At 39.1% G+C, this 26034-nt stretch carries 24 protein-coding genes (1 of these 24 running past the window's edge); 11 read left to right on the top strand and 13 right to left on the bottom strand.

All coding sequences use genetic code 11. The features are described from left to right. Positions 1-312, top strand: partial view of a PAQR family membrane homeostasis protein TrhA gene (gene trhA, locus ACZ5L8_RS01675; protein WP_464439276.1) — the final stretch only. Its footprint begins 327 nt before the window's first position; 312 of the gene's 639 nt are visible here — the last part of the coding sequence; its start codon lies off the left edge, out of view; it ends in the stop codon at positions 310-312. Here the strand turns inward: trhA and ACZ5L8_RS01680 are convergent. Both ACZ5L8_RS01680 and ACZ5L8_RS01685 read right to left on the bottom strand, forming a co-directional pair. Then, positions 309-737 (bottom strand): DUF4268 domain-containing protein, encoded by a 429-nt coding sequence (locus ACZ5L8_RS01680; protein WP_464439277.1) that lies wholly within the window; start codon positions 735-737, stop codon positions 309-311. The genes trhA and ACZ5L8_RS01680 overlap by 4 nt on opposite strands. After that, positions 737-1417 carry a ZIP family metal transporter gene (locus ACZ5L8_RS01685; protein WP_462599201.1) on the bottom strand — a complete coding sequence of 227 codons (681 nt, stop codon included), beginning with the start codon at positions 1415-1417 and terminating at the stop codon, positions 737-739. Before ACZ5L8_RS01685 ends, ACZ5L8_RS01680 begins: the two co-directional genes overlap by 1 nt. A gap of 59 nt (positions 1418-1476) precedes the next feature. Here ACZ5L8_RS01685 and ACZ5L8_RS01690 point away from each other — a divergent pair, with 59 nt between their 5' ends. After that, positions 1477-2634 carry a THUMP domain-containing class I SAM-dependent RNA methyltransferase gene (locus tag ACZ5L8_RS01690; RefSeq protein ID WP_464439279.1) on the top strand — a complete coding sequence of 386 codons (1158 nt, stop codon included), beginning with the start codon at positions 1477-1479 and terminating at the stop codon, positions 2632-2634. Here the strand turns inward: ACZ5L8_RS01690 and ACZ5L8_RS01695 are convergent. Both ACZ5L8_RS01695 and ACZ5L8_RS01700 read right to left on the bottom strand, forming a co-directional pair. Further along, positions 2631-3380, bottom strand: coding sequence for a C40 family peptidase (locus ACZ5L8_RS01695; RefSeq protein WP_464439280.1), 750 nt, complete (start codon positions 3378-3380; stop codon positions 2631-2633). The two genes, ACZ5L8_RS01690 and ACZ5L8_RS01695, sit on opposite strands and share 4 nt — an antisense overlap. Positions 3381-3384: 4 nt before the next feature. Then, positions 3385-4560 (bottom strand): acetyl-CoA C-acyltransferase, encoded by a 1176-nt coding sequence (locus tag ACZ5L8_RS01700; RefSeq protein WP_464439281.1) that lies wholly within the window; start codon positions 4558-4560, stop codon positions 3385-3387. Positions 4561-4681: 121 nt separating this feature from the next. On the opposite strand from ACZ5L8_RS01700, the gene ACZ5L8_RS01705 reads away from it, so the two are divergent. Further along, positions 4682-6727, top strand: a complete 2046-nt coding sequence (locus ACZ5L8_RS01705; protein WP_464439282.1) for an HD family phosphohydrolase — start codon at positions 4682-4684, stop codon at positions 6725-6727. 22 nt (positions 6728-6749) lie between these two features. On the opposite strand, the gene ggt is transcribed toward ACZ5L8_RS01705, so the two are convergent. Both ggt and ACZ5L8_RS01715 read right to left on the bottom strand, forming a co-directional pair. Next, complete coding sequence (gene ggt / locus ACZ5L8_RS01710; RefSeq protein ID WP_464439283.1) at positions 6750-8474, bottom strand: gamma-glutamyltransferase; 1725 nt, start codon at positions 8472-8474, stop codon at positions 6750-6752. After that, on the bottom strand, positions 8467-9081 hold the full coding sequence (locus ACZ5L8_RS01715) for an acyl carrier protein phosphodiesterase (protein ID WP_464439284.1): 615 nt from the start codon (positions 9079-9081) through the stop codon (positions 8467-8469). The genes ggt and ACZ5L8_RS01715 overlap by 8 nt, the downstream gene beginning before the upstream one ends. A 102-nt stretch (positions 9082-9183) precedes the next feature. Between ACZ5L8_RS01715 and glmM the strand changes: the two genes are divergently transcribed. After that, positions 9184-10569, top strand: coding sequence for a phosphoglucosamine mutase (gene glmM / locus ACZ5L8_RS01720; protein ID WP_464439285.1), 1386 nt, complete (start codon positions 9184-9186; stop codon positions 10567-10569). Here the strand turns inward: glmM and ACZ5L8_RS01725 are convergent. After that, the gene (locus tag ACZ5L8_RS01725; protein WP_464439286.1) at positions 10566-11441 is read right to left on the bottom strand and encodes a lysophospholipid acyltransferase family protein; all 876 of its coding nucleotides are present in this window, start codon (positions 11439-11441) and stop codon (positions 10566-10568) included. The genes glmM and ACZ5L8_RS01725 overlap by 4 nt on opposite strands. A gap of 56 nt (positions 11442-11497) precedes the next feature. Between ACZ5L8_RS01725 and ACZ5L8_RS01730 the strand changes: the two genes are divergently transcribed. Both ACZ5L8_RS01730 and ACZ5L8_RS01735 read left to right on the top strand, forming a co-directional pair. Beyond that, entirely contained in the window at positions 11498-12148 is a 651-nt protein-coding gene (locus tag ACZ5L8_RS01730) for a rhomboid family intramembrane serine protease (protein ID WP_464439287.1), read from the top strand. Positions 12149-12254: 106 nt separating this feature from the next. Next, positions 12255-12929 (top strand): SIMPL domain-containing protein, encoded by a 675-nt coding sequence (locus ACZ5L8_RS01735; protein ID WP_464439289.1) that lies wholly within the window; start codon positions 12255-12257, stop codon positions 12927-12929. A gap of 56 nt (positions 12930-12985) precedes the next feature. Here ACZ5L8_RS01735 and ACZ5L8_RS01740 read toward each other — a convergent pair whose 3' ends face one another. Next, entirely contained in the window at positions 12986-14104 is a 1119-nt protein-coding gene (locus ACZ5L8_RS01740) for a GNAT family N-acetyltransferase (protein ID WP_464439290.1), read from the bottom strand. Between the two features lie 36 nt (positions 14105-14140). After that, positions 14141-15043: a transporter gene (locus ACZ5L8_RS01745; protein ID WP_464439291.1), complete on the bottom strand. Its 903-nt coding sequence runs from the start codon at positions 15041-15043 to the stop codon at positions 14141-14143. A gap of 279 nt (positions 15044-15322) precedes the next feature. Here ACZ5L8_RS01745 and ACZ5L8_RS01750 point away from each other — a divergent pair, with 279 nt between their 5' ends. From ACZ5L8_RS01750 to ACZ5L8_RS01765, 4 genes are read left to right on the top strand one after another with little or no spacing between them, the layout of a single operon-like run. Beyond that, a complete protein-coding gene (locus tag ACZ5L8_RS01750; protein WP_462599189.1) occupies positions 15323-15586 on the top strand; it encodes a DUF4834 family protein in 264 nt (87 codons plus the stop codon). Positions 15587-15614: 28 nt separating this feature from the next. Continuing rightward, a complete protein-coding gene (locus tag ACZ5L8_RS01755) occupies positions 15615-18071 on the top strand; it encodes a YfhO family protein (RefSeq protein WP_464439292.1) in 2457 nt (818 codons plus the stop codon). Positions 18072-18091: 20 nt separating this feature from the next. Then, complete coding sequence (locus tag ACZ5L8_RS01760; protein WP_464439294.1) at positions 18092-19384, top strand: glycosyltransferase family 4 protein; 1293 nt, start codon at positions 18092-18094, stop codon at positions 19382-19384. A gap of 32 nt (positions 19385-19416) precedes the next feature. Further along, positions 19417-20853, top strand: coding sequence for a lipopolysaccharide biosynthesis protein (locus ACZ5L8_RS01765; RefSeq protein WP_464439295.1), 1437 nt, complete (start codon positions 19417-19419; stop codon positions 20851-20853). A 41-nt stretch (positions 20854-20894) separates the two neighbouring features. Here ACZ5L8_RS01765 and ACZ5L8_RS01770 read toward each other — a convergent pair whose 3' ends face one another. After that, positions 20895-22271 (bottom strand): hypothetical protein, encoded by a 1377-nt coding sequence (locus tag ACZ5L8_RS01770; protein ID WP_464439296.1) that lies wholly within the window; start codon positions 22269-22271, stop codon positions 20895-20897. 174 nt (positions 22272-22445) lie between these two features. Here ACZ5L8_RS01770 and ACZ5L8_RS01775 point away from each other — a divergent pair, with 174 nt between their 5' ends. Beyond that, a complete protein-coding gene (locus ACZ5L8_RS01775; RefSeq protein ID WP_462600453.1) occupies positions 22446-22784 on the top strand; it encodes a DUF4870 domain-containing protein in 339 nt (112 codons plus the stop codon). Positions 22785-22839: 55 nt separating this feature from the next. Here ACZ5L8_RS01775 and ACZ5L8_RS01780 read toward each other — a convergent pair whose 3' ends face one another. The 3 genes from ACZ5L8_RS01780 to ACZ5L8_RS01790 are packed head-to-tail and all read right to left on the bottom strand — an operon-like array spanning position 22840 to position 25628. After that, on the bottom strand, positions 22840-24120 hold the full coding sequence (locus ACZ5L8_RS01780) for an ammonium transporter (protein ID WP_464439298.1): 1281 nt from the start codon (positions 24118-24120) through the stop codon (positions 22840-22842). A gap of 26 nt (positions 24121-24146) precedes the next feature. Beyond that, positions 24147-24485 (bottom strand): P-II family nitrogen regulator, encoded by a 339-nt coding sequence (locus tag ACZ5L8_RS01785; protein WP_462599183.1) that lies wholly within the window; start codon positions 24483-24485, stop codon positions 24147-24149. Between the two features lie 18 nt (positions 24486-24503). Then, positions 24504-25628, bottom strand: coding sequence for an outer membrane beta-barrel protein (locus tag ACZ5L8_RS01790; RefSeq protein WP_464439300.1), 1125 nt, complete (start codon positions 25626-25628; stop codon positions 24504-24506). Between the last annotated feature and the right edge of the window lie 406 nt (positions 25629-26034).

Raw genomic sequence — 26034 nt, forward strand, 5'->3', positions numbered from 1 at the left:
ATATTTTGGGTAGTTTGGGGTATAGCTATCTTAGGAACTATACTTAAAATCTTTTTCACGGGAAGATTTGAGGCGCTATCACTTATTCTTTATCTGGTGATGGGATGGCTCATCGTTTTTAATATCGATGAAGTGGTTGAGAATACAACTTCTCTCGGATTAAATTTAATGATGCTAGGCGGTGCTTTTTATACTCTAGGCATAATCTTTTACGCGATCAAGAAAATACCATACAATCATTTTGTCTGGCACTTGTTTGTGTTAGGTGGAAGTATTTCGCACTTCTTGTTTATTTTTTTAGATATAATCTAAGCCGCAATAAAATCTTTGTATTCTACCCAGAAGGCTTCAAACTTGCTCATATTCTCATTAAGAAACTCAAACATCTGTGGCCAGTCTGTTTTGCGATATATGTTTACATTTTCTAGAATCACATAAATACGGCTTATGATCTTCCCGCTTTCTCTAATGTAATCTGCTTCAAAATTGATTTCTTCGCTTACCTCAGATTTCATTAAGGTTTTGAGACTTTCAAACTTCTCGTAGTAGTATTGTCTAAAAAGCTCATCGGTAGTTTCAATATCATACGATACCATCGCGCGCTTGTTGTCTGCAGTAAATTTTAAATTGATCTCTTTAACGCCGGTGTTGTATAAGAGCCATTTTCGCGTAAAGCGTTTATCAAAAAATATCCAGAATTGCTGGCGAATTTCTTTTGCTTCTTCTCTGCTAAACATTACAATAAATATGCGATGAAAATGCCCAGGATGATGATTATAAACTTCTGTGCATTGAACTGATGATTTTTTGAGGACTCAAATAAAATCGTGGTTGAAACGTGTAATAAAATACCAACTACTAATGCATTGATTCCTGTTTTGACTGTCGTCGAAAAGATGTCTTGTTGCCCCAATAACGAGCCTAGCGGCGTCATAAGTGCGAAGATCAAGAGAAAGGTGAAAACTTTTATTCTTGAAATATTTGAGATCAACAAGAATGTGCTGATGATCACTGCAACCGGGATTTTATGAATGACTACGCCATAGAGAAGATCTTGATTTCCGCTTAGGGGAAAACCCTCAAAAGCTGAGTGAATACAGAGGCTCACAAACAATGCCCAAGGCATTTGCGTAGAATTCTCATCTAGATGTAAATGCCCGTGCTCTGCACCGCGAGATAAGAACTCGAGCAAGATCTGTAGCAAAATTCCTAGCATGATGAAAATGCCTATTTTCTCAAATTCAGCATTATAAATCTCAGGTAAAAATTCTAAAACAGTAACTGAAAGCAAAAAAGCACCGCTAAAGGCAAGCAATAACTTTACGCCATTTGCAACTTGAGGTTTAAAAATATATGCAACTCCTAAGCCTAAAAAAACAGCCAGAATGGGAAGTATAAAAAGTAAAATCTGGTTCATTAAGATCTCTTGATTCTAGCCGTCAAAATTAGCGTATTTTTGCCACCTAACTTTTGATGATGGAAGCGAACTTTAGTATGCTGGCAAAAACGCTGGCTGGTTTAGAAGAAATTTTGGCGCAAGAACTTAGGTTACTTGGTGCGAGTAATGTGAAAACAGGCGTGCGCAGTGTGCGTTTTGAAGGAGACACAGGTTTTATGTACAAAGCAAACCTTTGTTGCCGCACAGCCATTAAAATTCTTAAGCCCATAAAGACGGTTACTGTAAACAATGAGGAAGATCTTTATAACGCAGTAAAAAGCATCAGCTGGGATCAATACTTAAAGTCTAACGAGACTTTTGCGATTCACGCTACGACATCAGGAGATAAATTTACGCACAGTAAATATGCTGCGCTTAAAGCTAAAGACGCCGTTGCAGATCAATTTAGAGAGAAATTTGGCTCAAGGCCAAATGTAGACTTAAAATTTCCAGACCTCGAGATCGATGTACACATTAGGCATAATCGTTGCACCATTTCATTAGATAGTTCAGGTGCTTCTTTGCATCACCGCGGTTACCGTACAAGTACGAATATTGCACCTATAAATGAAGTGCTTGCTGCCGGAGTTTTGATGTTAAGCGGTTGGAAGGGTCACACAGATTTTCTAGATCCTATGTGCGGTAGTGGTACGTTGCTTATCGAAGCGGCGATGATCGCTTGCAACATTCCGCCTAACTTGAATAGAAAGCAATTTGCCTTTGAGCGATGGAGCGATTGGGATGAGAATTTATATGATACTATTGAGAGCGCAGCGCTTAACAAGATCAAAGAATTTCATTTTAAGATCAAAGGTTATGACAAAGCCTCTTCTGCGGTTTACAAGACTAATGAGAATATCAAAAATGCCAAGCTTGACGAATTTATAACAGTTGAGCAAAAGGATTTCTTCAGGTCTGAGAAAGAAACAGAGCGTCACTTGCAGATGGTTTTTAATCCGCCTTACGGCGAAAGGCTATCAATTGATGTTGAGGATTTCTACGGAAGAATAGGAGATACACTTAAAAAAGGCTATCCAGATACTGAAGCTTGGTTTATCACCTCTAACCTTGAGGGAATAAAACATGTGGGTTTACGCACTTCAAGAAAGATCAAATTGTATAACGCAAAACTAGACTCTCGTCTTGTGCGTTATGATATTTATGAAGGCAGTAAGAAAGGTAAGAAAAGAAGTTAGATCACCTTTTTGATCACACGCAGTTTATGAGTGTGCATTCTGCGTTCTGCATTGTAAATACCAGAATGATCTAGGCGATCAATTCTCACTTCACCATGCGCATGAATGATGTAATTATCCTGCATGATCAATCCTACGTGGGTAATATCGCCCTCTGAGTTGTCAAAAAATGCAAGATCGCCAGGTTCACTCTCTTCTATAAAACTTAGTGCTTCTCCTTGTGTGGCTTGTTGTGAAGCATCGCGCAGAAGTTTATGACCGTTAAGTCTATAAACCATTTGAGTAAAACCGCTACAGTCAATCCCAAACGGAGTTCTTCCGCCCCATAGATATGGACTTTTAAGATAGAGCAAAGCAGTATTTATAAATTCTGATTTGTCTTTGGGTGTACCCAAAATGTTTCCTTCAAAATGGTCCTCTAGAATTTCTTGATGCGATACACAAGAACCCATCGGGATGCTCATAATATTGTCGTCGCTGCAAGTAACCATTTGAAGCAAGTCTCCGGCAAGCTGAGGACTTTTGGCGAAAGCCATATTATATTGCTCCTCGCTGATTTCTACAAATTGCTTATTGTCAACCCAGCCCTCATATTTGTCATGAGAAAGGCGTATGCGTGACCATTTTGCCCGTCTTTCGGGGATTTTAAAGATCTCGCCGTATAAAACCTGATTAACCATCTCGCCCTTATCGCTAGGCTCCTGGCGCATTGGGACGATGCTTAGTTGACAAATGCCGTACTTCATTAGCTTATCGCGAAATTACCATTGAAGAAGCGCCACCGCCACCGTTGCAAATTGCAGCAGCGCCTAGTTTTGCGTCGTTTTGTTTAAGTACGTTGATAAGCGTGATAAGAATGCGCACACCGCTACATCCCAGCGGATGACCCAGTGAAACTGCGCCGCCATTTACATTTACCTTGTCGTCAGACAATCCTAAGATTTTCATGTTTGCAAGGCCCACAACAGAAAAAGCTTCGTTGAATTCAAAGAAGTCTACATCATTGATGTCTACTTTGGCTTTCGCCAAAGCCTTTGGCAACGCTTTAGCTGGAGCAGTTGTAAACCATTTTGGCTCTTGAGCAGCATCAGCATAGCTTAAAATTGTGCAAAGTGGTTCAAGACCTAACTCTTCGGCTTTTTGTTTGCTCATAACGATCACAGCACCTGCGCCGTCGTTTATAGTAGAAGCATTTGCAGCAGTTACCGTTCCGGTTTTTGAGAATGCCGGGCGCAAACTTGCTACTTTTTCAGTTCTTATGTTTTTGTATTCTTCATCCTCGTTGATGATCACAGGTTCTCCTCGACGCTGCGGAACTTCAACAGGTACAACTTCATCATTAAATTTTCCTGCTTCCCAGGCTGCGGCAGAACGTGCATAACTTTGCAAAGCAAAAGCATCTTGCTCTTCACGACTGAAAGAATATTCTTCCGCGCAAGCGTCAGCACAAACACCCATAGCATTACCGTCATAGGCATCTACAAGACCATCTCGCTGCATACCATCAACAAGTGTTTCTGGACCAAATTTCTTCCCATTTCTAAAATGCACATAATGAGGAATTTGGCTCATGTTTTCCATACCGCCGGCAACAACGATCTCTGCATCTCCTAAAGCCACCGCTTGTGCAGCCATCATAACAGATTTGAGACCAGAAGAACAAACCTTATTAACCGTTGTACACGGTACGCTATCTGGAATACCAGCTCCCAAAGCAGCTTGTCTTGCTGGCGCCTGACCAACACCTGCCTGCACTACGTTACCCATGTAGACTTCTTGAACTAATGATGGATCAAGATTGATTTTTTCTAGGGCGCCTTTAATCGCTACACTCCCTAAGGCTGTGGCAGATACTGTTGAAAGACTCCCCATAAAACTTCCTATGGGCGTGCGTGCGGCTGATACAATAACGACTTCGTTGCTCATAACTTTAATAAAATGTTGAGTGCGAATTTAATCAAATTAAACCGAAAAGGCTCATCAAACAGCAGTAGTGGTTTGCTACTTTGGCACTATTTTTTTAGTACTTTTACGCTGTAACTGCGGTATGAAAGACCTTCTAAATACATTTTATAAAAATCAAGGATTGCTTTACAAAGTGTTGCTTTGTATTGCGAGCACGATTTTGATCGTTTATCTTTTTCCTAAGAGTGGGAAGTTTCAGTTTGATTTTCAGCAGAACAAGCCTTGGCAATATGATAATCTTTATGCTCCGGTAGATTTTTCTATTTTAAAAAGTGAGGAGCAATTAGAAGAAGAGCGCGCTGTGGTGCGCAACAATATCATTCCTTATTTCACATATGATTCTGAAGTTGCAGAGCAGGTCATGGCAGATTATAACGATCAGTTCTCACTTGTTTTTACAGATAGTATGTATGCCGGCAGGAAGAAAGCCCTGCAGGAATTTGGTCAAAAAACATTAGAAGCCATTTACAAATATGGTGTTACTAGTGATAACAGTAATTTTGAGCCAGATTCTCCTATTTATCTGCGTCGCGGTAATGAGATAGAAGAGACGATATTTGAGAATTTAAAAACAACAGAAGAAGTTGTAGGTGTAATTAATCGCAAGATCAGCAACAGTAATTTTACTGAGGCTTCTAATAGATTTAAAGAACTTTTCTTTGACGTTATTCAGCCTAATGTTGTTTTTGACGATCGACTTACAGATAAAGAACTTGATGCCGAATTAGCAAAAATCTCTCCTACACGAGGGATCATTTCGCGCGGAAGCCGTATTGTAGCAAAAGGTGAGATCGTAGAAGAGCGAACCTATCAAATACTTAATTCGCTTAAAGCGGAATATGAATCGCAATCCTGGACGGACAGTCAATATAATTGGGTCGTTCTGGGTTATGTGCTTCTAGTTTCTGTAGCGTTGTCTATGTTGTTATTCTTCATAAGAACATATAGAGAAGAAGTTTTTGAAAACAACACAAAGATCACTTTCATATTCTTCAACATCATTCTTATGGTGTTGCTTACTACCGTGGTGGTAAAATATGATTCTAAGTATGTTTATGTTGTTCCGCTGTGTATTTTACCGCTTGTTATCAAGGCGTTTTTTGATGCGAGATTAGGTCTTTTCACGCATGTGATAACCATATTACTTTTAGGATTTATAGTTCCTAACACGTCTGAATATATGTTCTTGCAGGTTATTGCGGGTATTGTAACGATTCTTACAGGAAGCGAACTTTACAAGCGAGCGAATCTATTTATCTCTGTGGGGCAGATCACCTTTATCTATATTCTGGCCTATTTTGCGTTTCACATAATTCACGAAGGCACGATCAATAATCTTGAGTGGGATACGTTTGGGATTTTCTTCCTCGGTGGTTTAGCGACACTTTTTGTACAGCCGTTGATCTATGCTTATGAGAAAATCTTTGGTCTTGTGAGTGATCTTTCTTTACTTGAGCTAAGCGACACAAATTCTAAACTTCTTAAGGATCTAGCGAATAAAGCTCCGGGAACATTTCACCATAGTCTTAACGTAGCAAATTTGGCGGAAGCCGCAGCAAACGAAATTGGCGCAAACTCAATGCTTGTGCGTGTGGGAGCGCTGTATCACGACATCGGTAAAATGCTGAATCCTACAGATTTTACTGAGAATCAAATGACGGGGATCAATACGCACGAAGACCTTTCGCCTAAAGAAAGCGCGCGAATTATTATTGATCACGTGATCAACGGTATTGAGATCGCTCGTAAAAACAATCTGCCAGATCGTGTGATCGATTTTATAAGAACACATCACGGAACGAGTAAGGTGTATTTCTTCTTTAAGAAAGCCCAAGAGCAAGACGAAGATGTGAGTATTAAAGACTTTCAATATCCGGGGCCGCTACCATTTAGTAAAGAAACAGCGATTCTCATGATGTCAGACAGTGTGGAGGCTGCCAGCAAAAGTTTAAAGAACCCAACCTCGGTTTTGATAGACAGTTTTGTAGAAAAGATCATTAATAAGCAAATGGACGAAGGTCAATTTCTCAATGCAAACATTACGTTTAAAGAAATACAGACCATCAAGAAAGTGCTTAAATCTAAGCTTAACAATATCTATCACTTAAGAATAGAATATCCAGAATAATTCTTTCGCTTTCGCGGAAAGTTTAAAAACCTACCGCCGTATCATCACCGCGATGATCTGCGCCGCCTTCTAATTTTCCGTCTTCGGTAACCATGATACCGTCAACTTTTCCAAGAATTACGCTATTCTCCTGAACGGTTTGATATCCTTTCGCCGTAAGGCTATCTAGCAATTCTTTACTGAAAGATTGGGGTTCAAAAACCACATTGTCTGGCAACCACTGATGATGAAATCTAGGTGCGTCAACAGCTTCTTGCATTGTCATATCAAACTCATGCACATTGAGAATCGTCTGTAAAACCGACGTGATGATCGTAGAACCGCCCGGAGTGCCAACGCTCATCCATAACTTGCCATCTTTCTCAACGATAGTGGGAGTCATGCTACTCAGCATGCGTTTTTCTGGTTCAACCGCGTTTGCTTCTGCGCCTACAAGACCAAACATATTAGGACTACCGGGTTTTACGCTAAAATCATCCATCTCATTGTTTAGGAAAAATCCCAATTCATCAGCATAAAGTTTTGAACCGTAAGCGCCATTTAAAGTAGTCGTAACTGCGATGGCATTACCAAATTGATCAATAATGCTGTAATGCGTAGTTTCCATACTTTCATAACCCGGGATGCTGCCGTGCTCAATGCTTACTGATGGTGTAGCTTTTTCTAAAGAAAAACTCTCCATTCTTTCTTTAGCATATGCAGCGCTGGTGAGTTTGTCTACTGGGATATCATTAAAGTCTGGGTCGCCCAGATAAAAACTGCGATCAGCATACGCACGGCGCTCAGCTTCTGTGATGATCTGTATAGTTTCAGCGGTGTTGTGACCGTATTCATGTAAATCATAAGGCTCGACCATTTTTAAGATTTGCGCCAAGCAAACTCCGCCGCTAGATGGTGGCGGCATGCCAATGATCTTTAAACCTTTGTATTGAGATACGATTGGCTTTCGCCAAATAGCCTCATACCTGCCCAAGTCTTCCATAGTCATGAGGCCGCCGTGTGCTTGCATAAATGCAACAAGTTTTTGCCCGGTTTCACCTTCATAAAATTCAGATTTACCATTTTTTGCAATACGCTCTAGAGTTTCGGCTAGTTCTGGATTCTTAAAAGTATACCCAACGCTTTTCGCCGTAAGGCTATCGTTTGGCATAAATCCTTCAGAGAAAATAGTGGTTTTGCCGTTTACTTTTTCAAAGGTTTCAGCATAGTTTTTAAATCTGTTAAGCTGATTTTCGGTGATTGGGAACCCTTTTCGCGCAAGCGCAATTACAGGTTCTAGAATTTCTTCCATAGGAAGAGATCCTAATTTTTCATGAATCGCAAACATGCCAGCGATACTTCCTGGGATCCCAACGGCGAGACCGCCTTCGCGACTCAAGGAATCAATAGGATTGCCAGCTTCGTCCAGATACATATCTCGAGTTGCGGCAAGCGGAGCTTTCTCACGATAATCTAGCGCGCCGATCTCGCCATCTGCTTTACGGTAAACCATAAATCCGCCGCCGCCAATACTACCAGCAAACGGAAATGTAAGATTCAACGCCATGTCTGTCGCAATAAGTGCGTCAAAAGCGTTACCGCCTTTTTTCATGATCTCACTACCGATTTTTGAAGCTTCCTCACGTGCCGAAACGACCATCGCTTTATCAGCAATGAGGCCGTGATGCTTTTCTACTGGTTGTTCTTTTTTACAAGAAGTAAGTAGAAAAAATGAAATTGAAAAGGCGAAAAGTAAAGGTTTATGCATCGGGTTGATCTTTAATATCAATGTTTAATTCCTCAAGTTTATCTGCCGAAAATTGAATAAGTTCGGCAAAATATGTGGTGAATTCTTCTTCAAATTCTGTGTAAAATTCTTTCAGGTCTTCAATGGCGCGATCCATGCCGCTTCTGTTTTTTGTACGTCTGTTCATATTGTACAAAACAGTGGCGATCCCGTCAATCTCGGCATAGCTTAGTAGCCAGTTATCTTCTATCATAAAAGGAACCATGCGTTGGATCTTTGGCGTAAGCCTATCCCAATTTTCATGTAGCATTTTGTAAAATTCATCTACATAAGTTGCCAGTGGCTTGCTGTGATAATGCGACCAGTTTTTTGCCAAGAAATGATCGTAAAGAATATCTACGATCACACCGCTGTAATGGCCGTATTTTTTGTGGAGCCGTTTTGTGCTTTGGCGCACGATGGGATGCGCATCTGTAAATGTATCGATCTCGCGGTGCAATAAAATTCCGCGGCGTATGGCCGGCGCAAAATCCATATAACTTGAGCCTTTAATGCCATCTGCCATAAAGTTGCCAAGTGTTACTAGCGGATCTTTGCCAGAAAGATAAATATGAGCTAAAAAATTCACGACGTCAATTTACAAATTAAGGCGATAGCGGTGGCGGTGCTAAATGGTATATTTGCAAGAGAAGATTTGGCTTTAAGCCAAAAACCAAAAATTTGAATTGTTATGACACTTATAAAATCAATTTCGGGGATTAGAGGAACGATTGGCGGAAGCACTGGAGATAATCTCACGCCCATAGATGCGGTGAAATTTGCTGCAGCTTATGGAACATATATAAAAAGACAACGCAACAAAGAAGATTATCGTGTAGTTGTGGGGCGAGATGCGCGCTTAAGCGGAAAAATGATCCAAGAATTGGTGATGAATACGCTAGTAGGATTAGGCATTCACGTGATCGATCTTGATCTTTCTACCACGCCTACCGTAGAAGTTGCAGTGCCTATGGAGCATGCAGACGGCGGAATAATCTTGACAGCTTCGCACAATCCTAAACAATGGAACGCGCTAAAATTGCTTAACGCAAAAGGTGAATTTCTAGATGCAGAAGCAGGTAAAGAAATATTAGCATTAGCAGAGTCTGACGATTATAACTTTGCAGAAGTGGACGATCTGGGCAAGATCACTAGCAATGATGCATATTTTGATATCCATATAGAAGAAATTTTAGCGCTAGATCTTGTAGATGCTGATGCGATCAAAAAAGCAAGCTTTAAGGTTGTTGTAGATGCAGTTAATAGTACTGGCGGTATTGCCGTGCCGATGCTCTTAGATCAGTTAGGTGTTCACACCGTGAAGTTATATTGTGATCCTACAGGGCATTTTCCGCATAATCCAGAGCCACTTAAAGAACACCTTGGCGATCTGTGCAAAACCGTTGTGGATGAAAATGCAGACCTTGGTATCACTGTTGATCCTGATGTAGACCGCCTTGCTTTTGTGGATGAAAAAGGGCAGATGTTTGGTGAAGAATACACCATCGTTGCGTGTGCAGATTATGTTTTGAGTGAACAAAAGGGAAACACGGTTTCTAACCTTTCTTCTTCGCGCGCCTTGAGAGATATTACTTTAAAACACGGTAGAGAATATTTTGCAGCAGCAGTGGGTGAAGTGAACGTTACCACAAAAATGAAAGAAGTAAATGCAATTATAGGTGGAGAAGGTAATGGCGGAGTGATCTTGCCAGAGTTACATTACGGTCGGGATGCTTTGCTGGGTATCGCTTTATTTTTAACACATCTGGCAAAAAAGAAGATCAGCGTTAGCGCGCTTAAAGCAGAATATCCTGCTTACTTTATGAGTAAGAAAAAGATAGAGCTTACACCAGAAATTGATGTAGATAAGATTCTTTTGGCTGTAGCCAAAAAATATGAGAACGAAGAGCTAAGCACTTTAGATGGTGTGAAGATCGATTTTGAAAATCACTGGGTGCATCTTCGTAAATCAAATACGGAACCTATAATAAGAATTTATACCGAAGCAGGATCTCAAGAAAATGCAGATACTGTGGCAGACGATATGATCGCAGAGATCAAGAAAATTATAGCTTAATTTTCTTTAACGTGTTTAAAGCGTTTATGCGTCCATAGATAATATTCTGGAGCTTGCTTTATTTGTTTTTCTAGCTCCTTCATAAATATATCTGTGATCTCAAAATCAGGAAAATCATTAGGATTCTCCGCAAGAACTTTAAAAGAGGCTTCATAATGGCCTCTTTTTAATTTTTGCACATTTACATGAACTACGGGCATGTTAGTAGATTTTGCTAATCGTTCAACGCCAGTAAATGTGGGTACTTGCATCCCAAAGAATTCGCTGTAATGATGAGAGCTACTTCTGCGGGGAGATTGGTCTGCAATAAAAGCATAGGTAGTCATTAAGCCTTCTTGTTGCTGTTTTCTCACAGTAAAAATGGCTTCTTTATTCTGTATAAGTTTAGAGTTGAATCTTCCGCGAATGTCTCTTACAAGTTTGTCAAAATATGGATTTTTGATCTTCTTGTAAATTCCGTAGCCGGTTGTGTCAAAATAAAACTGTAAAGCAGAAAGCCATTCATAACTAGCATAATGCCCCATCATCATTAAGAAGCTCTGGTTTTTTTCTTGAAATTCATTTATTAAAGTAAGGTCTTTAAAAACAAAGCGTTTTTTCAGTTCTTCTTCAGAGATGGTCATTGACTTTAGCATCTCAAGAAACATGTCACACATGTGGCTGTAGAATTTCTTTTCGATGCGTTTTTTTTCTTTTGGCGAAAGCCCAGGAAAAGCCATCTCAAGATTATATCTCACCACCTTTTTGCGATACCCAATTACGCGGTAAACTAAGAAACAGATAAAGTCTGAAAATTTATAAAATACAGGAAAGGGTAGGAGTGAAACCAACCTTAAAAATGGATAGGTAAGCCAGAATATTAGCCACTGCATCAGCCGTCAATTTTGGCCAAATATAGGTATATTTGAGGCTAAACTTTATGCTTTCTATGGGAGATTTAGATCTGGTGACTATTGTGGTGATCGCGGCAAATGTGCTCGTGTCTATCAAAGGTTTTAATGATTATTCTTTTTTTGAGCGATATAAGTTCAATATCGGTGGTATACGCAGAGGTGAGCAGATCCGGGTTTTTACTTCTGGTTTCTTGCATGTGAGCGTGCCACATTTATTGTTTAACATGTTAACGCTATACTTTTTTGCATACGTGGTTATTGCATATCTAGGAAGCGTGAATTTTTTAATTATCTATCTGGGAAGTCTTGTTCTGGGTAATTTGCTTTCGTTTTACTTTCATAAAGATGAATATCATTATTCTGCTGTGGGAGCGAGTGGCGCGGTGTCTGGGATTTTATATTCGGCGATCTTGTTGCACCCAGATATGAGTTTGTATATGTTTTTTATTCCTGTTCCTATTCCTGCTTATATTTTTGGGATAGGCTATTTGCTATATTCTATTTATGGTATGCGTAGCCGCAATGATAATATAGGTCATGATGCACATTTTGGCGGTGCGATAGGTGGTTATGTGATCACACTTCTTATGGTTCCGGCTTTATTGTTTAGTAGTACATTGATGGTTATTTTACTCGCAATCCCCATTATTGTGCTCTTTATTCTTCACAAAACGGGTAAGATCTAAGTTTTTTTGGCTTAAAGCCAAAATCCTAAAATTCTATTAAATGCATCCAGATGAAAATTCTGGTATGTGTTTTGTCTTATTATTGGTACAACAAAAAAAAGCTATTATGAAAAAACTTGTTTTACCAATTTTAATGCTTGTTATGACTTCAGCGATCGCGCAACAAAAACCTTCTGTAAATGTAAACGGAGTGGGTGAAGTTGTTGTAGTGCCAGATGAAGTTACCGTAACACTAAGCGTAGAAAACGAAGCCAAAACCGCAGAAGCTGCAAAAAAAGAAAATGATGCAGTTGTGGATGATGTGCTAGATCTTACTAAGAAACTAGGCATAAAGCAGAATGATGTACAAAGTCAATATGTGCGTTTGTACAAGTCTGTAGATTATAAAACTAAAGTTGCGACGTATAGAGCGACGCAAACCATTGCTGTAAAATTAAGAGACTTAAAAAAGTATGATGCTGTGATGTCTCAGCTTTTAGAAAGCGGAGTAAACGGCATTCAAGGCGTTTCTTTTTCTTCTTCTAAGCAAGACGAATATGAAAGTCAAGCTAGAAAAAAGGCAATTGCTGATGCTAAGAAAAAAGCAGAAGAGTATGTTAGCGCTTTGGGTCAAAATATAGGTCCAGCAATACAAATTACTGAAAACGGAGCATCTGCACCGCAACCTATGCCAGTGATGAGAATGTCAAAAATGATGGAATCTGATGTTCAAGAAACGCTTGCTCCTGGTGAGATGACAATAACTTCTACTGTGTCTGTAAGTTTTGTTCTTTTAGACTAGAGTATTGAAATTATCATAAACTAAAAAAAGCATCAGGTTTAACTGATGCTTTTTTATTATAAGTCCTTCTTATAGGTTCTTCTGCGTTTATGGAGGTTGTATTCATAATGCTTCCATAATTGCTGTATTGCTTTGTTATCTTCAAGCTCAGGATTGGTTTCAACCTTTGTGATACCGTTTTGTTTAAAGAGATTATGCATTTCTTCAAAAACCAGGGCGGTTACACCTTTTCCTTGATATTCTGGATCAATACCTATAAGGTAAAAAGCCGCCATGTCATTATACTTTCTTGCTTTAAGCAAGTGGTAAAAGCCTAATGGTAAAAGTTTACCATTCGCTTTTTTCAATGCTTTGCTAAAAGAAGGCATTGTAATGGCAAAAGCGATGAGTTTATCATTTTCATCAGCGATACATTTAATGTACGACGGATGAATGTATTTTATATACTTCTCTTTATAATGATCTATTTGATATTGCTTGATAGGTACAAAGGTGCTAAGCGATCCGTATGTTTTGTTAAGCAAGTCAAACATGCCATCAACATAAGGTAAGATCTCCTTAGTATTTTTAAAAGCAACGATCTTAAGCTTGTAACGCTCTTTAATGATCTGGCTGAACTTGTGTACTTTTTCAGGAAGCGTTTCTGGAATGTTGATAATATATTCTACCCATTCTTCAGCTTTGGTGAAGCCTAGTTCTTCAAAGTGTCTTTGATAATACGGGAAGTTGTACCAAGTGATCATCGTATTCATATACTCAAACCCTTGGATCAGCAATCCTGCCTTTTCCATATTACTGAAACCTACAGGACCTTCCATCCATTCTAGGCCATGCTCAGCGCCTATTTCTTTAACTTTATTAAGCAGCGCTTTTGTAACTTCTACATCATCAATAGCATCATACCAGCCAAATCGCATTTTAGACTTGCCTTGCTCGTTGATCTCAGTATGGTTAACGATCCCTGCAATCCTGCCGACAGGTTTTTTGCCGTCAAAGGCCATAAAAAATCGTGCCTCAGCATTTTTAAATACTGGGTTTTTGTCTTTATCCATACTGGCCAGCTCATCATTGATAAGTGGTGGTACCCAGTTTTTTTCATTCTTGTATAGCACAAAAGGGAATTTGACAAAATTTGTCATATCCTTCTTTGTGGTCATTTCCTTTATCGTAATCATAAATGGGTTAAGATGGCAAAAAAAATACTTACTTTATTATAAACCGCTGCCCTCTGTGGGAAGCAACTCGTCGTGGTTATGAAAATCCAGACGGTAAGATACACCTAATCCAAACTGTAATCTAGAAGGTGTGTCTTTAAAATTGGTTAGTGCGTTTATATCAACTTGTAAGTCTTTTGTAATAAGATAAGCTCCACCCACTCTAAAGATATCATCAGCATAAATATCACTCTTTATCATTTGATATTCTACAAAGCCAGCAAATCTTGATGTGAAGCTGTGTGTCATTGTTGTGATCCAGGCATACGTAGGATAATCTGTCATAATTATCTGGTCGCCTATAAAATTGTTTGTCCATACAAATCTGCCCCAGTTATGTTGCGTGATCGCCATAACCTTTGGGCTAAAGCCTTCTTGACTTGCAGGCAAATATGGATTGTCTGTATAAATATAGTTAGCACCCGCATAAACTGAAACTGCCGGTATAAAATGACGCAGCTTGATACCGTGATTAGCGTGATAGCTATAAACGTTTACCTTTTCGGGGTTTTTATAAGGGTCGAAAATAAGATATTTTGCTCCCAGAGTAAGTTTAGGAAAACCGCTTTCGCTAAAAGGAGCAGCGTTGCCAGATGTAAATGTGATGTCATCACTAAGATACGTTCCTTCTAGATTGATCTCTAGTTGCTCCATGAGAAGTCCATACCGAATGGCAAAATCAGTTCCCCAACCTTCCATCTTGTAGTTAAGAATATTATGTTCTTCTTCTAATTGAAAAGCGCCAATTTCTGCCTGAAGCACACCACTTCCTACAGCAAATGCTCCCTGAGATTGACCAGGACGGTTGCTGTTAATAGTTTCGGTGTATTGTGAAAATGCAGAGAAGCTCAAAAAAAGCGTAAAGACAGTAGATAAAGTGAGGATTCTCGCAAGGTTCATACAGGCATCATTTATGGGGTTCAACATTCTCCAAGACCCTAGAGACAAACATAATATAAATTTAACAGATTCCCTAAAGTAATTCACTTGCTCAAACGATATTCAATGCCAGTTAATTGCAAGACTTTTGCTGTTTTTTCAATTGTATTCATTTCATTTTAGATCGCCGTTTTGAACTTTTGGCGCAAAGCCAAACACCTATTTACACCACGTTTTTATTGTTTTTTTAGGTTTCTAAGGGGGCGAGAATTGTTAACTTTGTTACTCAATCTTAAAGCGATGAAATTTTTACAGACGTTATTAATTATTCTCCTTGTGCTTATGGCATTAAGGTTTTTATTCAAACTGTTATCTCCATATATCATGCGTTATTTGTCGCGCAAAGTGCAAGAGCGTTTTGGGAGAGCGGCATACCAGTCTGCAGAGCAACCGCGTCGCGAAACTTCTAAAGAAGGCGAGACTTCTATCTACAGCGCTCCTAAACCAGAAAAGAGCTCAAACAAAAAGGTGGGCGAGTATATCGATTACGAAGAAATTGACTAATTTTCGACCTCTTTTTTAGACAATATTTATGACGTTTTCAGTAAAGCGATTACTGCCTCACATCGGGATGTTGGCAGTTTTTGTCATTATTACTCTAGTATATTTTAGTCCGGTACTGCAAGGCAAGAAGATCTTTCAGAGCGATATTGTTCAATATGCCGGGATGGCAAAGCAACAAACTGATTTTAGAGAAGCTACGGGAGAAGAACCTTACTGGACGGATTCTGCCTTTGGCGGTATGCCAACGTATCAATTAGGCGCAAAATATCCGCATAACTGGATCAAGAAATTAGATCTTAGCATAAGGTTTTTGCCCAGACCAGCCGACTATGTTTTTCTCAGTTTCATTTGCTTTTATATTCTTTTGCTTTCACTAAAATTAGACTGGCGTTATGCCGGTTTAGGAGCGATAGCCTTTGGTCTGTCTACGTATCTCATTGTGATTTTGGGCGTAGGCCATAACAGTAAAGCCCATGCGGTTGCTTATTTCCCGCTGGTTTTAAGCGGTATAGTTTTAACCTTTCGGCGAAAATATATCTTAGGTTTTATCGTCGCTGCCCTGGGAGCGTCGTTAGAGATCGTGGCAAATCACGTGCAAATGACCTATTATCTTTTCTTGCTGATTCTTGTCATGGGAATTGCATATCTCATTGATGCAGTTAGAAAAAAAGAGCTGAAACATTACTTTGTGAGTATTGGTATTCTTGCGCTTGCCGGGATTTTAGCATTAGGTACAAACGCAGCCAGTTTAATGGCTACAAGTGAATATACGGCCTTTAGTACACGCGGTAAAAGTGAGATCACGATAAATCCTGACGGTACAGAAAAGGCTGAAAAAGCAGCCGGTCTTGACACAGAATATATCAATCAATACAGCTACGGAATTTCAGAAACGCTTGATCTTTATGTTGCTGGGCTTTTTGGTGGGTCAAACTCAGAACCATTTAACCCAGATAGTGAATTTGTAGACTTTTTGCGCAAGCAAAATGTCCCTGCAAACCAGATCGAAGATATTTATGGACAATTTGGTTTGTACTATTGGGGGGCGCAGCCTGGTGTTTCTGGGCCGGCGTACATAGGTGCAGTTGTTATATTCCTTTTTGTATTGGCACTTTTTCTTGTAAAAGGAAGATTAAAATGGTGGCTTGTAGGCGGAGCTGTATTATCACTTTTATTGAGTTACGGTAGCAATTTGAGTTGGTTCACAGATTTATGGATCAAATATTTTCCACTATATAACAGGTTTAGAGCGGTTACATCCATACAAGTCATTACAGAACTTTGTGTGCCTACTCTTGCGGTTTTCGGTTTGATGAAAATGCTGCAGAATTTTGATAAAGACGAGAAGAAGTTGAACGCCTTAAAATGGACAACAATCATCACTGGCGGACTTGCATTAATTCTCTTATTATTCAAGAATACACTTTTCAATTTTGCGGGAGGTAATGATGCGTATTACATTCAGAATTTTGGGATGGAAATGATGAGCGCAATTCGTGATGATCGTCGCGCATTATACTCGGCAGACACTTTAAAAACGCTTATTCTTGCGCTTCTTGTTGCAGGTGCGCTGTTCATGTATTTAAAGAAGAAGTTGTCAGAAAATGCTGTTCTTGTAATTGTTGGTGTTTTGATTCTTTTTGATCTTGTGCAAGTAGATAGAAGATATGTAAATACAGAGAATTTTGTTTCTGCAAGAATGGTTGAAGATCCATATTCTGCATCAACGATCGAGAAACAGATCTTGCAGGATACTACACATTATAGAGTGCTTGCAGGTAATCCTTATAGCGAATTTAACGGCGGGGGTAGAGCTGCTTATTTTTTTAATAGTATAGGTGGTTATCACGGAGCAAAACCTGCTAAAATTCAGGATATCGCAGATTTTTATATCTATCAGGGTAAAACCGAACCGCTAAATATGCTTAACGTAAAATACGTTGTGCAGCAAAACGATGAAGGTCAAAATGTGCAACGCAATCCATCTGCAAATGGTAACGCATGGTTTGTGCAAAATGTAAAGATCGTTCCTGATGCAAATGCAGAGTTATTGGCGATAGATAGTCTAAATACTGCACAAACCGCGATCATTCACGAAGAATTTGAGGAGCGCCTTCCGGCGAAAATATATCCGCAAGATTCTACAGCGACCATTAAGCTTGTGAAGCATGAGCCTAATTATCTTAAGTATGCATCATCAACACCTGATGAAAAACTGGCTGTTTTCAGCGAAGTTTATTATCCTAACGGTTGGAATGCTTACATAGACGGTAACAAAGCAGATTATTTTAGAGCAGATTACATGTTGCGTGCGATGCTTGTTCCTGCCGGGGATCACGTGGTAGAATTTAAGTTTGAGCCACAAGTGGTAAAAACTGGTGGCACAATAAGTTTAGCTTCTAACATCGTGTTAGTGCTTATCATCATTGGCGGCATTTTCTTTGCGTTTACACGAAAAGAAAACAATCAAGCTGATAAAGCGTAATCATTACAAAAACATTTTGTGTGACTAGAATTTTGATCATCTGTTACTATTGGCCGCCGGCTGGAGGTCCCGGGGTGCAGCGCTGGTTAAAATTTGTCAAATATTTGCCGCAATTTGGTATTGAGCCAGTAGTTTATATTCCAAAGAATCCTAGCTATCCATTGCAAGATGAGAGTCTCGTTAATGAGATTCCAGAAGATGTTGAGGTAATTTCACAACCCATTTTTGAGCCGTATTCTTTGGCGAATATCTTTTCAAAAAAGCACACTAAGGATCTTAGCGCTGGGATAATCTCTGAAGAGAAGAAACAAAGCTTTTTACAAAAAGTGATGCTCTACATTCGCGGGAATTTTTTTATTCCTGATGCGCGTAAATTTTGGGTAAAACCGTCGGTGAATTTTCTAGAGAATTACATAACTGATAATCCAGTTGACGCGATCATAACTACAGGTCCACCACATAGTTTGCATTTAATAGGCCTTGCGCTTAAGCAAAAATTAGGAGTAAAATGGATCGCAGATTTTAGAGATCCATGGACGACGATAGGCTATCATGAGAAGTTACGGCTTTCGCCAAAATCACAAAAAAAGCATCAAAACCTCGAGGCAAAAGTTTTAAATACAGCAGATCATTTGCTGGTGACGAGTCCCTCAACGCAGCGCGATTTTGAGCAAAAAACAAATGTTCCTGTTACTTGCATCACAAATGGCTTTGATGAGGTAGAATTAGATGCTGTAGAGCTTGATAGAGATTTTACACTTTCGCATATAGGGTCGCTTCTTTCAGAACGTAACCCAGTAATGTTGTGGGAGATTTTAGCCAAGCTTAAACAAGAACGCGTAGATTTCGCCGAAAGGCTAAAAATAAAACTCGCCGGCAAAGTGAGTGATGCGGTGCTGCAATCACTGGAAGAATTTGGCTTAAAGCCAAATGTTGATATGCTGGGGTATTTATCGCATCAAGATGCGTTGCGCGCGCAGCGAAGTACGTTTGCGTTGCTGCTTCTCGAGATCGATTCGCCAGAAACGCAGGTGATCATTCCAGGTAAAGTTTTTGAATATCTTGCTGCGCGAAGGCCGGTTGTGGGTATAGGTCCAGAAGATTCAGATTTCTTTGAACTTATTGAAAATAACGGTGCGGGCAAGTGTTTTAATTATCATGAAGCAGAACGGTTAGAGCGCTATATTCTAGAACTTTTTGAATCTTTCAAAGCCGGAAAAAATTTGAAATGCGAAGGGAATATTGAGAAGTTTACGCGCAAAAATCTTACAGGTCAACTCGCTGAAACCATCAATAAAATCATCACAAATTAATGGGGATCGTCGCTAGCCAGTCGCTTAAAAACATGATCACGACCTATCTGGGTTTTGGGATCGGCGCGGTAAATACGCTGGTGCTTTATGTGCATTTTTTTAAGGATGAGAACTACGGTTTAGTCTCATTTTTGCTGAGCACAGCATCTATTTTGATGCCTGTTTTGGCTTTTGGGGTTCATAGTACAATCGTTAAATTTTATACGGCTTACGCCAAAAAAGATCAGGATTCATTCCTAACGTTGATGCTTGTTCTACCGGTGCTAGTGATACTTCCGGCGACAGCCATATTGTATTTCTTCTTTGATAAAATAGATCAGTTTCTAACCTCTGAAAATGAAATTGTAGGTCCATACATTTGGCTTATTTTCTTCATTGGCGTTGCGATGGCATATTTTGAAATCTTTTATGCCTGGGCGCGTATTCAGCTACAAAGTGTATTAGGTAACTTTATGAAAGAAGTTTTTCATAGGCTGGCGGTAACCTTTTTGCTTTTGGCATTTGCGATAAATTGGCTTGATTTTGAGACATTCTTGGCTGGACTGGGAATTAGTTATGTTTTACGTACTGTTGTCATGATGTTTTATGCGTTTAAACTTAAACGACCTAAAATAGTTTTTACGCTCCCCAAAGATCTTAGCCGAATCATAAAATATAGCGCCCTAATAATTATCGCTGGGTCTGTCGCCGTGATGATTCTTGAGATCGATATGTTTATGATAGGTAAAATGGTGCCTATTGAGAATGTGGCGTTTTATGCGGTTGCAATTTACATCGCCACGGTTATTGCGGTTCCTTCGCGAGCAATGCATCAGATAACTTATCCGCTTACCGCGAAATTGCTAAACGCAAAAGATCACATTGCTTTAGAGGATTTGTATAAGAAAAGTTCGTTGACACTTTTTATAGTTTCAGGATTGATATTTCTTTTGATCTTGTGTAATATCAAGCAATTGTATTTAATGCTTGATCCTAACTATGCCAAAGGATTATATGTCGTTCTTCTTATTTCTTTAGCTAAGTTGCTAGACAACATTATGGGCAATAACAACGCCATAATTTATAACAGCGATTATTATAGATTAGTGCTCGTGCTGGGTGTAGGAATGGTGATTCTTGCAGTTGCGCTTAATACTATTTTTATACCATGGTTAGGAATTAATGGTGCGGCGATAGCGACATTTATAGCTTCTGTAGGGTATTGTGGAGCTAAAATTTTTGTTGTGTATAAGAAATTTGGTCTGCAGCCATTTACTCAAGATTCTCTAATTGTAACAGCGATTCTTGCAGTTGGTTTTGGGCTCTTTTTCTTTTGGGATTTCTCTTTACATCCTGTTGTCTCAATTGCTATAAAGGCAAGTATAATGACCTTGCTTTATGTTTTGATCATTTATAAATTAAAGATCTCTACAGAGGTAAATGAGATGCTATACAAGTTCCTTAAAATCGGAAAATCCCGCCCAGAATAAATCTGAGACGGGATCTTCAACTAACCAACCAAAAAATCATCTTAAATATTATTGCGACCTCCTCTAGATCGAGAGCTTCCTCCTGTGCTACGTCCAGATGAACGGTTTGAAGAAGAAGATCTTGTTGCGGTAGAAGGACGACTTGTTGATCTAGTCGCGCTTCTTGCGCTACTTGTTCTTGTAGTAGGAGCGCGGTTTGCACTTTGTCTCGTTGATGGCTGTACAGTTCTATGGGAAGATCTGCTGCTACTTTGAGATTGTGATGCTCTTGCTGTATTGTTACTGCTTGATCTAGTAGATCTTGCAGCGTTGCTTGTTCTTGTGCTTTGCGTTTGTGTACTTCTAGTTGCTCTTTGTGAGCTGTTAGAAGGACTTGTGCGCTGCACTCTACTATTCGCGGGGCTAGAAGATTGACTTCTCTGTGAGCTACGGCTTGTTTCATTTCTTTGAGAACTTCTATTGATCACCGCTGGTGACGAATTTCTTGAAGAAGATGAAGAGCGTGTACTATTAGCTCTACTGTTTACAACTGGTGAACTAGAATTTCTAGTTGAGCTGTATGTTCTATTTGTAGAACTTCTATTAGGAGTAGTGCTTGAGCTTCTTGAAACACTGCTTCTGCTATCTGAACTTCTTCTAATAGCATCAGAGCTTCTTGAGTTGTCACTACGAGAAATGCTACTTCTGCTATTGTTACTTCTAGAGTATTGTCTTGAGGTGCTTACGCGAGCTTCTTCATAGCTTCCGCGGCGACCGCTGTTGTGAGCGATTCTACCACTAGGACGTTTAAAGTCGTGATAAGCATTTGCATAACCTCTTGCATATCCTAGATCATAATGAGATCTGTGGTAGTTGTAACTATATCTTACAGGTCTGTAAAATCTACGGTATGGAGTGGTGAATACAAGACATCTATCAAAATAAGGTCTGTAAAAGTAATCGTGATACGGTCTGTAAACATATCCGCGGTTGTAGACGTTGATGTATCCCACTACGTGTGAAAAACGAGGGCCGTTATAGTAAACTTGCATTCCGCCGACTCTTACAATTCTATTATTGTCATAAGAAATGTAGACATTACCTGCTTGAATTATCCTTCCCCAGTTATCATAATAAATAGGTGTGTTCTCAACTTGAATTACAGCGCCATACTGGTCATATTGTACAAATGGATCGTAGTTGTAACCAGAGTTAAAACTAATGTTTACTGGGCCTGTATTAAGATTAACGCTTAAGCCATTAATAACTTGTGGCATTACAAAATCAAACTCGCCGTCAGGATAGATAGAGAATTCGATGCCGCCTTCCATAAAGATGTAACGGCTACCATCGTATCTGTAATTACCATCCAAGTCATCAGCTTTAGCCAATGTTATCGCACTAAAAAGTGAAACAAAAAGTAATATAAATTTTTTCATGGTGTTCGTTTTTTAAAAGTTGTACTCAGTTCTTTTGGATGGTACGACTTATATAAATCAATGAGCGTGCCAAAAATTTTATTAGCTAAAAATGTATTTAATTTTTAGGTGTAACATTTTCGCCGAAAGGCATACCAATAAGTATCAATCAATCAAAAAACAAATATAATTATGATGAGAGAAGACAGATCTTTATTAGCTATCGCTCATTTATCGCAGTTGCTTGATCTTATAACGGTGGTAGGTGGTTTTATTGTGCCGCTGGTTTTGTGGTTAACGCAGCGTGATAGAGTGCTTGCGATGGATGCGCACGGTAAGAGTATTATTAATTTTCAGATAAGTATGTTTTTGTATTGTATTATCTGTATCCCTTTAATACTGTTATTTGGTTTAGGAATTCTAGGTTTAATAGGTATCGGAATCATCACATTGATATTTCCTATCGTGAATGCTATCAAGGCTTCAAATGGTGATTTACCTTATTATCCTTTAAATATCAATTTTATTAAATAAAAAAAAGCCATGGTTTTTAAACCATGGCTTTTTCATTTTATAGAAAACTTAATTTTTATTCTTCGTCTTCGTAGTGGTATGCTGTGATACCGTGCTCGTGATAATCAAGACCTTCTAGTTCTTCTTTTTCAGAAACTCTGATTCCTATTGTTTTCTTAACAATAATAAGAACGATAAAGGTTGCTACGATTGCCCAAGCGATCATTGAGATAGAACCTAAGAATTGAACTCCAAGTTGGCCAAATCCGCCTCCGTAAAGAACACCGCCTTCTGTAGCGAATACACCTACAAGAACAGTTCCTAAGAATCCACATACACCGTGTACAGAGATAGCACCTACTGGATCATCAATTTTTAATTTCTTGTCGATCACTTCAATTGAAAGTACTACAATAATACCACAAATAGCACCTATTGCTACAGAACCAAATGCATCTACATTACCACATCCTGCGGTAATACCTACAAGACCTGCAAGAGCACCGTTTAATGTCATAGAAATATCTGGCTTACCATATTTTGCCCAAGTAAAGAATAATGCAGTGATAGCACCTAGCGCTGCAGCAAGGTTAGTGTTTATGATCACACTACCTACTGCGATAGAATCGTCTCCACCAAAAGCAAGCTGAGAACCACCATTAAATCCGAACCATCCTAACCAAAGGATAAATACACCAAGCGCTCCTAATACAAGATTGTGACCTTTGATGACATTTACTTTACCATCAGGACCATATTTACCAATTCTAGGGCCAACTAAGATAGCGGCAACTAAGGCAGCAAATCCACCTACAGCATGTACAATAGTAGAACCTGCAAAGTCAATAAATCCTAAGTTATTAAGCCAAGCTTGATCATCAAATGGCCATAACCAGCTACCAGAAATAGGGTAGATGATCGTTGTTAGTACTGCAGAGATGATAAGGTAAGATGAGAATTTAAATCTACCTGCAACTGCTCCTGAAACGATTGTAGCTGCAGTAGCACAGAATACTGTTTGGAAAAACAGGTTGTGCCAGTCATCCTCGCTAAAGAATGCAAGATCGAATGGATCTCTCATAAATCCGCCAAGTATTGTCTCACCACCATACATGATAGAGTATCCTACCGCCCAGAACATAAGTGATCCTACGGCAAGGTCCATAAAGTTTTTCATGATTATATTACCAGCATTCTTAGCGCTGGTAAATCCGGTTTCTACAAGGGTGAATCCGGCTTGCATAAAAAATACCAGAATGGCAGCAATAATGATCCATAGGATACCAAGATCTGCATTTACCGCGTCAACGGCTGCTTGCACTGCATCTGTTGGTTCTTGTATTAGTGTAAAATTCATTTGATTGTTTTTTAGTATCGTTATTGTTAATTAAGGGTTTCTCCTCCTTTTACTCCCGTTCTTATACGGTATGCTTCTTTAATATCAGAAACAAAGATTTTACCGTCTCCTACTTCGCCCGTTTTACCGGCAGAGATGATGGCGTCTATAGTAGCTTTTTCAAATTCATCGTTTACCACAATGCTTAGGTAACGTCTTTGAATATCGCTTGTGCTATAAGAAACACCACGGTATACAGCACCTACTTTTTCGTTACCTAGACCGGTAACATCCCAGTAAGAAAAGAAGTTTATGCCTTTAGCGTGCAAAGCTTCTTTAACTGCTGTAAATTTTGATTTTCTGATAATTGCTTCAATTTTTTTCATTGTAAAAAAGGTTTTGATTTAGAAACTATATACTGCTGCTAGCAAGAAAGAAGTAAGACCTTTTTGTGTTTCGAAGTCTTGGTTCATGAAAACCTCTTCACTTGCTGAGTCGATTCTAAATTCGGGAATAAATGTTAAAGGACCAACTTTTGCATTCCCCGAAAGGGTAAAAGCAAAAACATCAGCATCTCCATTTTCATCAAATCCACCTATAGCACCAAACTCTCCAAACTCGCTGAAGTATTCAGGACGAACTCCAATTGCAAAACTTTCGCTTACTGCTAATTGAGCATATAGTGCAGCACCGTAGAAGCCATAATCTTCTCCTGCGTCAGCGCCGTCTGTTGTATTATAAGTTGTGTTAAGACCTAAGTAGAAGCTGTCTGAAAGGTCCCATCCAGTAGTAAGGTCTACTTGGAATGTTGATCCAAAACCCTCTCCAAGACCTTGATCTTCATAATTTCCATCTTGGTCTCCGTATAGAATATTAAGGAATGCGCTACCGCTTCCTGCACTATATCCTAATTGAGCACCTAAGCTATATCCGCCAAATGGGTTAAACTCTGTATAATCTGTAGCGTTCATGATCGCAAGCATTGCACTCCAGCTATCATCAATTGCAAAGTCTGCTTTAAGACCAGTATGAGAGAATGGCCCGTAAGAGAACATGTATGATGTAGAGTAGTTGAAGTTCGCTGCTGGCGAAATAACCTCATACCCAAGGAAGGTATTCCAGTTACCGAAAGTGAATGTTACGCTTTCGCTAGCATTCCAGTAAACATATAATTGATTCACGATGTTTGAGCTAGGACCTGAAAGGAAAACAGCATCTTCTCCACGTGGACCAAAAACAAGGTCTGCAACGGCTCCTACATTTCCGCTTTCGTAACCAAACACAAGGTTTGCCATACCGATAGCAAATCCTGGTTGATTAGCAAAAGAAGATCCAGGAGTAGCATAATAGTCAAGGACTTCATCTCCTGATTCACTTGGCATGTATTTATTAGCTGCATTTAAGTTTGCTCTAAAATAAGCATCAGCAGATCCTGATAGTGTAAAACCATCTAGCCATGAAGGAGTTTCTTCTTGTCCAAATGCCACTATGGCAAAAAGCATCATGATTGGTAAGGTAAGTCTTTTCATATCTAAAATATTAGTTATTGGTGAATTGCTAAACTAGATATAAAATCCACTTACCCCTCAAAAATTTAGGGGTATCTGTAAATTTTTGTAATATATTCAAATATACCCCCCTTTTTTTTAGGGGTATTAATTTATTGTCGTTGTAGTTGAATGTAAATTGTAAAGTTTCTGGCAGTAAACCCTTGATTTTTTGTTGAAAAACTGTTAAAAACCCAAAAATTCACTTAAAAAAACGCCAATTTTAAGTTGAGCTTAACAAAAAAGAAACAATTTCTTAGCATTTATTGAGCAGAAGAGAATTAGTATCTCATAATCTAAAGGGGGGATTTTTTCGAATATCTTATTTATATAGATCTATTTTATCAATTACGAAATAATGCCTGAAATAGAACAATTTACTTGTTAG

It is taken from the genome of Leeuwenhoekiella obamensis, from assembly GCF_055391795.1.

What these genes read in the sequence shown, in the direction of transcription:
- ACZ5L8_RS01680 (WP_464439277.1), bottom strand. Translation starts at nt 737, where the DNA reads ATGTTTAGCAGAGAAGAAGCAAAAGAAATTCGCCAGCAATTCTGGATA.
- ACZ5L8_RS01685 (WP_462599201.1), bottom strand. Translation starts at nt 1,417, where the DNA reads ATGAACCAGATTTTACTTTTTATACTTCCCATTCTGGCTGTTTTTTTA.
- ACZ5L8_RS01690 (WP_464439279.1), top strand. Translation starts at nt 1,477, where the DNA reads ATGGAAGCGAACTTTAGTATGCTGGCAAAAACGCTGGCTGGTTTAGAA.
- ACZ5L8_RS01695 (WP_464439280.1), bottom strand. Translation starts at nt 3,380, where the DNA reads ATGAAGTACGGCATTTGTCAACTAAGCATCGTCCCAATGCGCCAGGAG.
- ACZ5L8_RS01700 (WP_464439281.1), bottom strand. Translation starts at nt 4,560, where the DNA reads ATGAGCAACGAAGTCGTTATTGTATCAGCCGCACGCACGCCCATAGGA.
- ACZ5L8_RS01705 (WP_464439282.1), top strand. Translation starts at nt 4,682, where the DNA reads ATGAAAGACCTTCTAAATACATTTTATAAAAATCAAGGATTGCTTTAC.
- ggt (WP_464439283.1), bottom strand. Translation starts at nt 8,474, where the DNA reads ATGCATAAACCTTTACTTTTCGCCTTTTCAATTTCATTTTTTCTACTT.
- glmM (WP_464439285.1), top strand. Translation starts at nt 9,184, where the DNA reads ATGACACTTATAAAATCAATTTCGGGGATTAGAGGAACGATTGGCGGA.
- ACZ5L8_RS01725 (WP_464439286.1), bottom strand. Translation starts at nt 11,441, where the DNA reads ATGCAGTGGCTAATATTCTGGCTTACCTATCCATTTTTAAGGTTGGTT.
- ACZ5L8_RS01730 (WP_464439287.1), top strand. Translation starts at nt 11,498, where the DNA reads ATGGGAGATTTAGATCTGGTGACTATTGTGGTGATCGCGGCAAATGTG.
- ACZ5L8_RS01735 (WP_464439289.1), top strand. Translation starts at nt 12,255, where the DNA reads ATGAAAAAACTTGTTTTACCAATTTTAATGCTTGTTATGACTTCAGCG.
- ACZ5L8_RS01740 (WP_464439290.1), bottom strand. Translation starts at nt 14,104, where the DNA reads ATGATTACGATAAAGGAAATGACCACAAAGAAGGATATGACAAATTTT.
- ACZ5L8_RS01745 (WP_464439291.1), bottom strand. Translation starts at nt 15,043, where the DNA reads ATGAACCTTGCGAGAATCCTCACTTTATCTACTGTCTTTACGCTTTTT.
- ACZ5L8_RS01750 (WP_462599189.1), top strand. Translation starts at nt 15,323, where the DNA reads ATGAAATTTTTACAGACGTTATTAATTATTCTCCTTGTGCTTATGGCA.
- ACZ5L8_RS01755 (WP_464439292.1), top strand. Translation starts at nt 15,615, where the DNA reads ATGACGTTTTCAGTAAAGCGATTACTGCCTCACATCGGGATGTTGGCA.
- ACZ5L8_RS01765 (WP_464439295.1), top strand. Translation starts at nt 19,417, where the DNA reads ATGATCACGACCTATCTGGGTTTTGGGATCGGCGCGGTAAATACGCTG.
- ACZ5L8_RS01770 (WP_464439296.1), bottom strand. Translation starts at nt 22,271, where the DNA reads ATGAAAAAATTTATATTACTTTTTGTTTCACTTTTTAGTGCGATAACA.
- ACZ5L8_RS01775 (WP_462600453.1), top strand. Translation starts at nt 22,446, where the DNA reads ATGAGAGAAGACAGATCTTTATTAGCTATCGCTCATTTATCGCAGTTG.
- ACZ5L8_RS01780 (WP_464439298.1), bottom strand. Translation starts at nt 24,120, where the DNA reads ATGAATTTTACACTAATACAAGAACCAACAGATGCAGTGCAAGCAGCC.
- ACZ5L8_RS01785 (WP_462599183.1), bottom strand. Translation starts at nt 24,485, where the DNA reads ATGAAAAAAATTGAAGCAATTATCAGAAAATCAAAATTTACAGCAGTT.
- ACZ5L8_RS01790 (WP_464439300.1), bottom strand. Translation starts at nt 25,628, where the DNA reads ATGAAAAGACTTACCTTACCAATCATGATGCTTTTTGCCATAGTGGCA.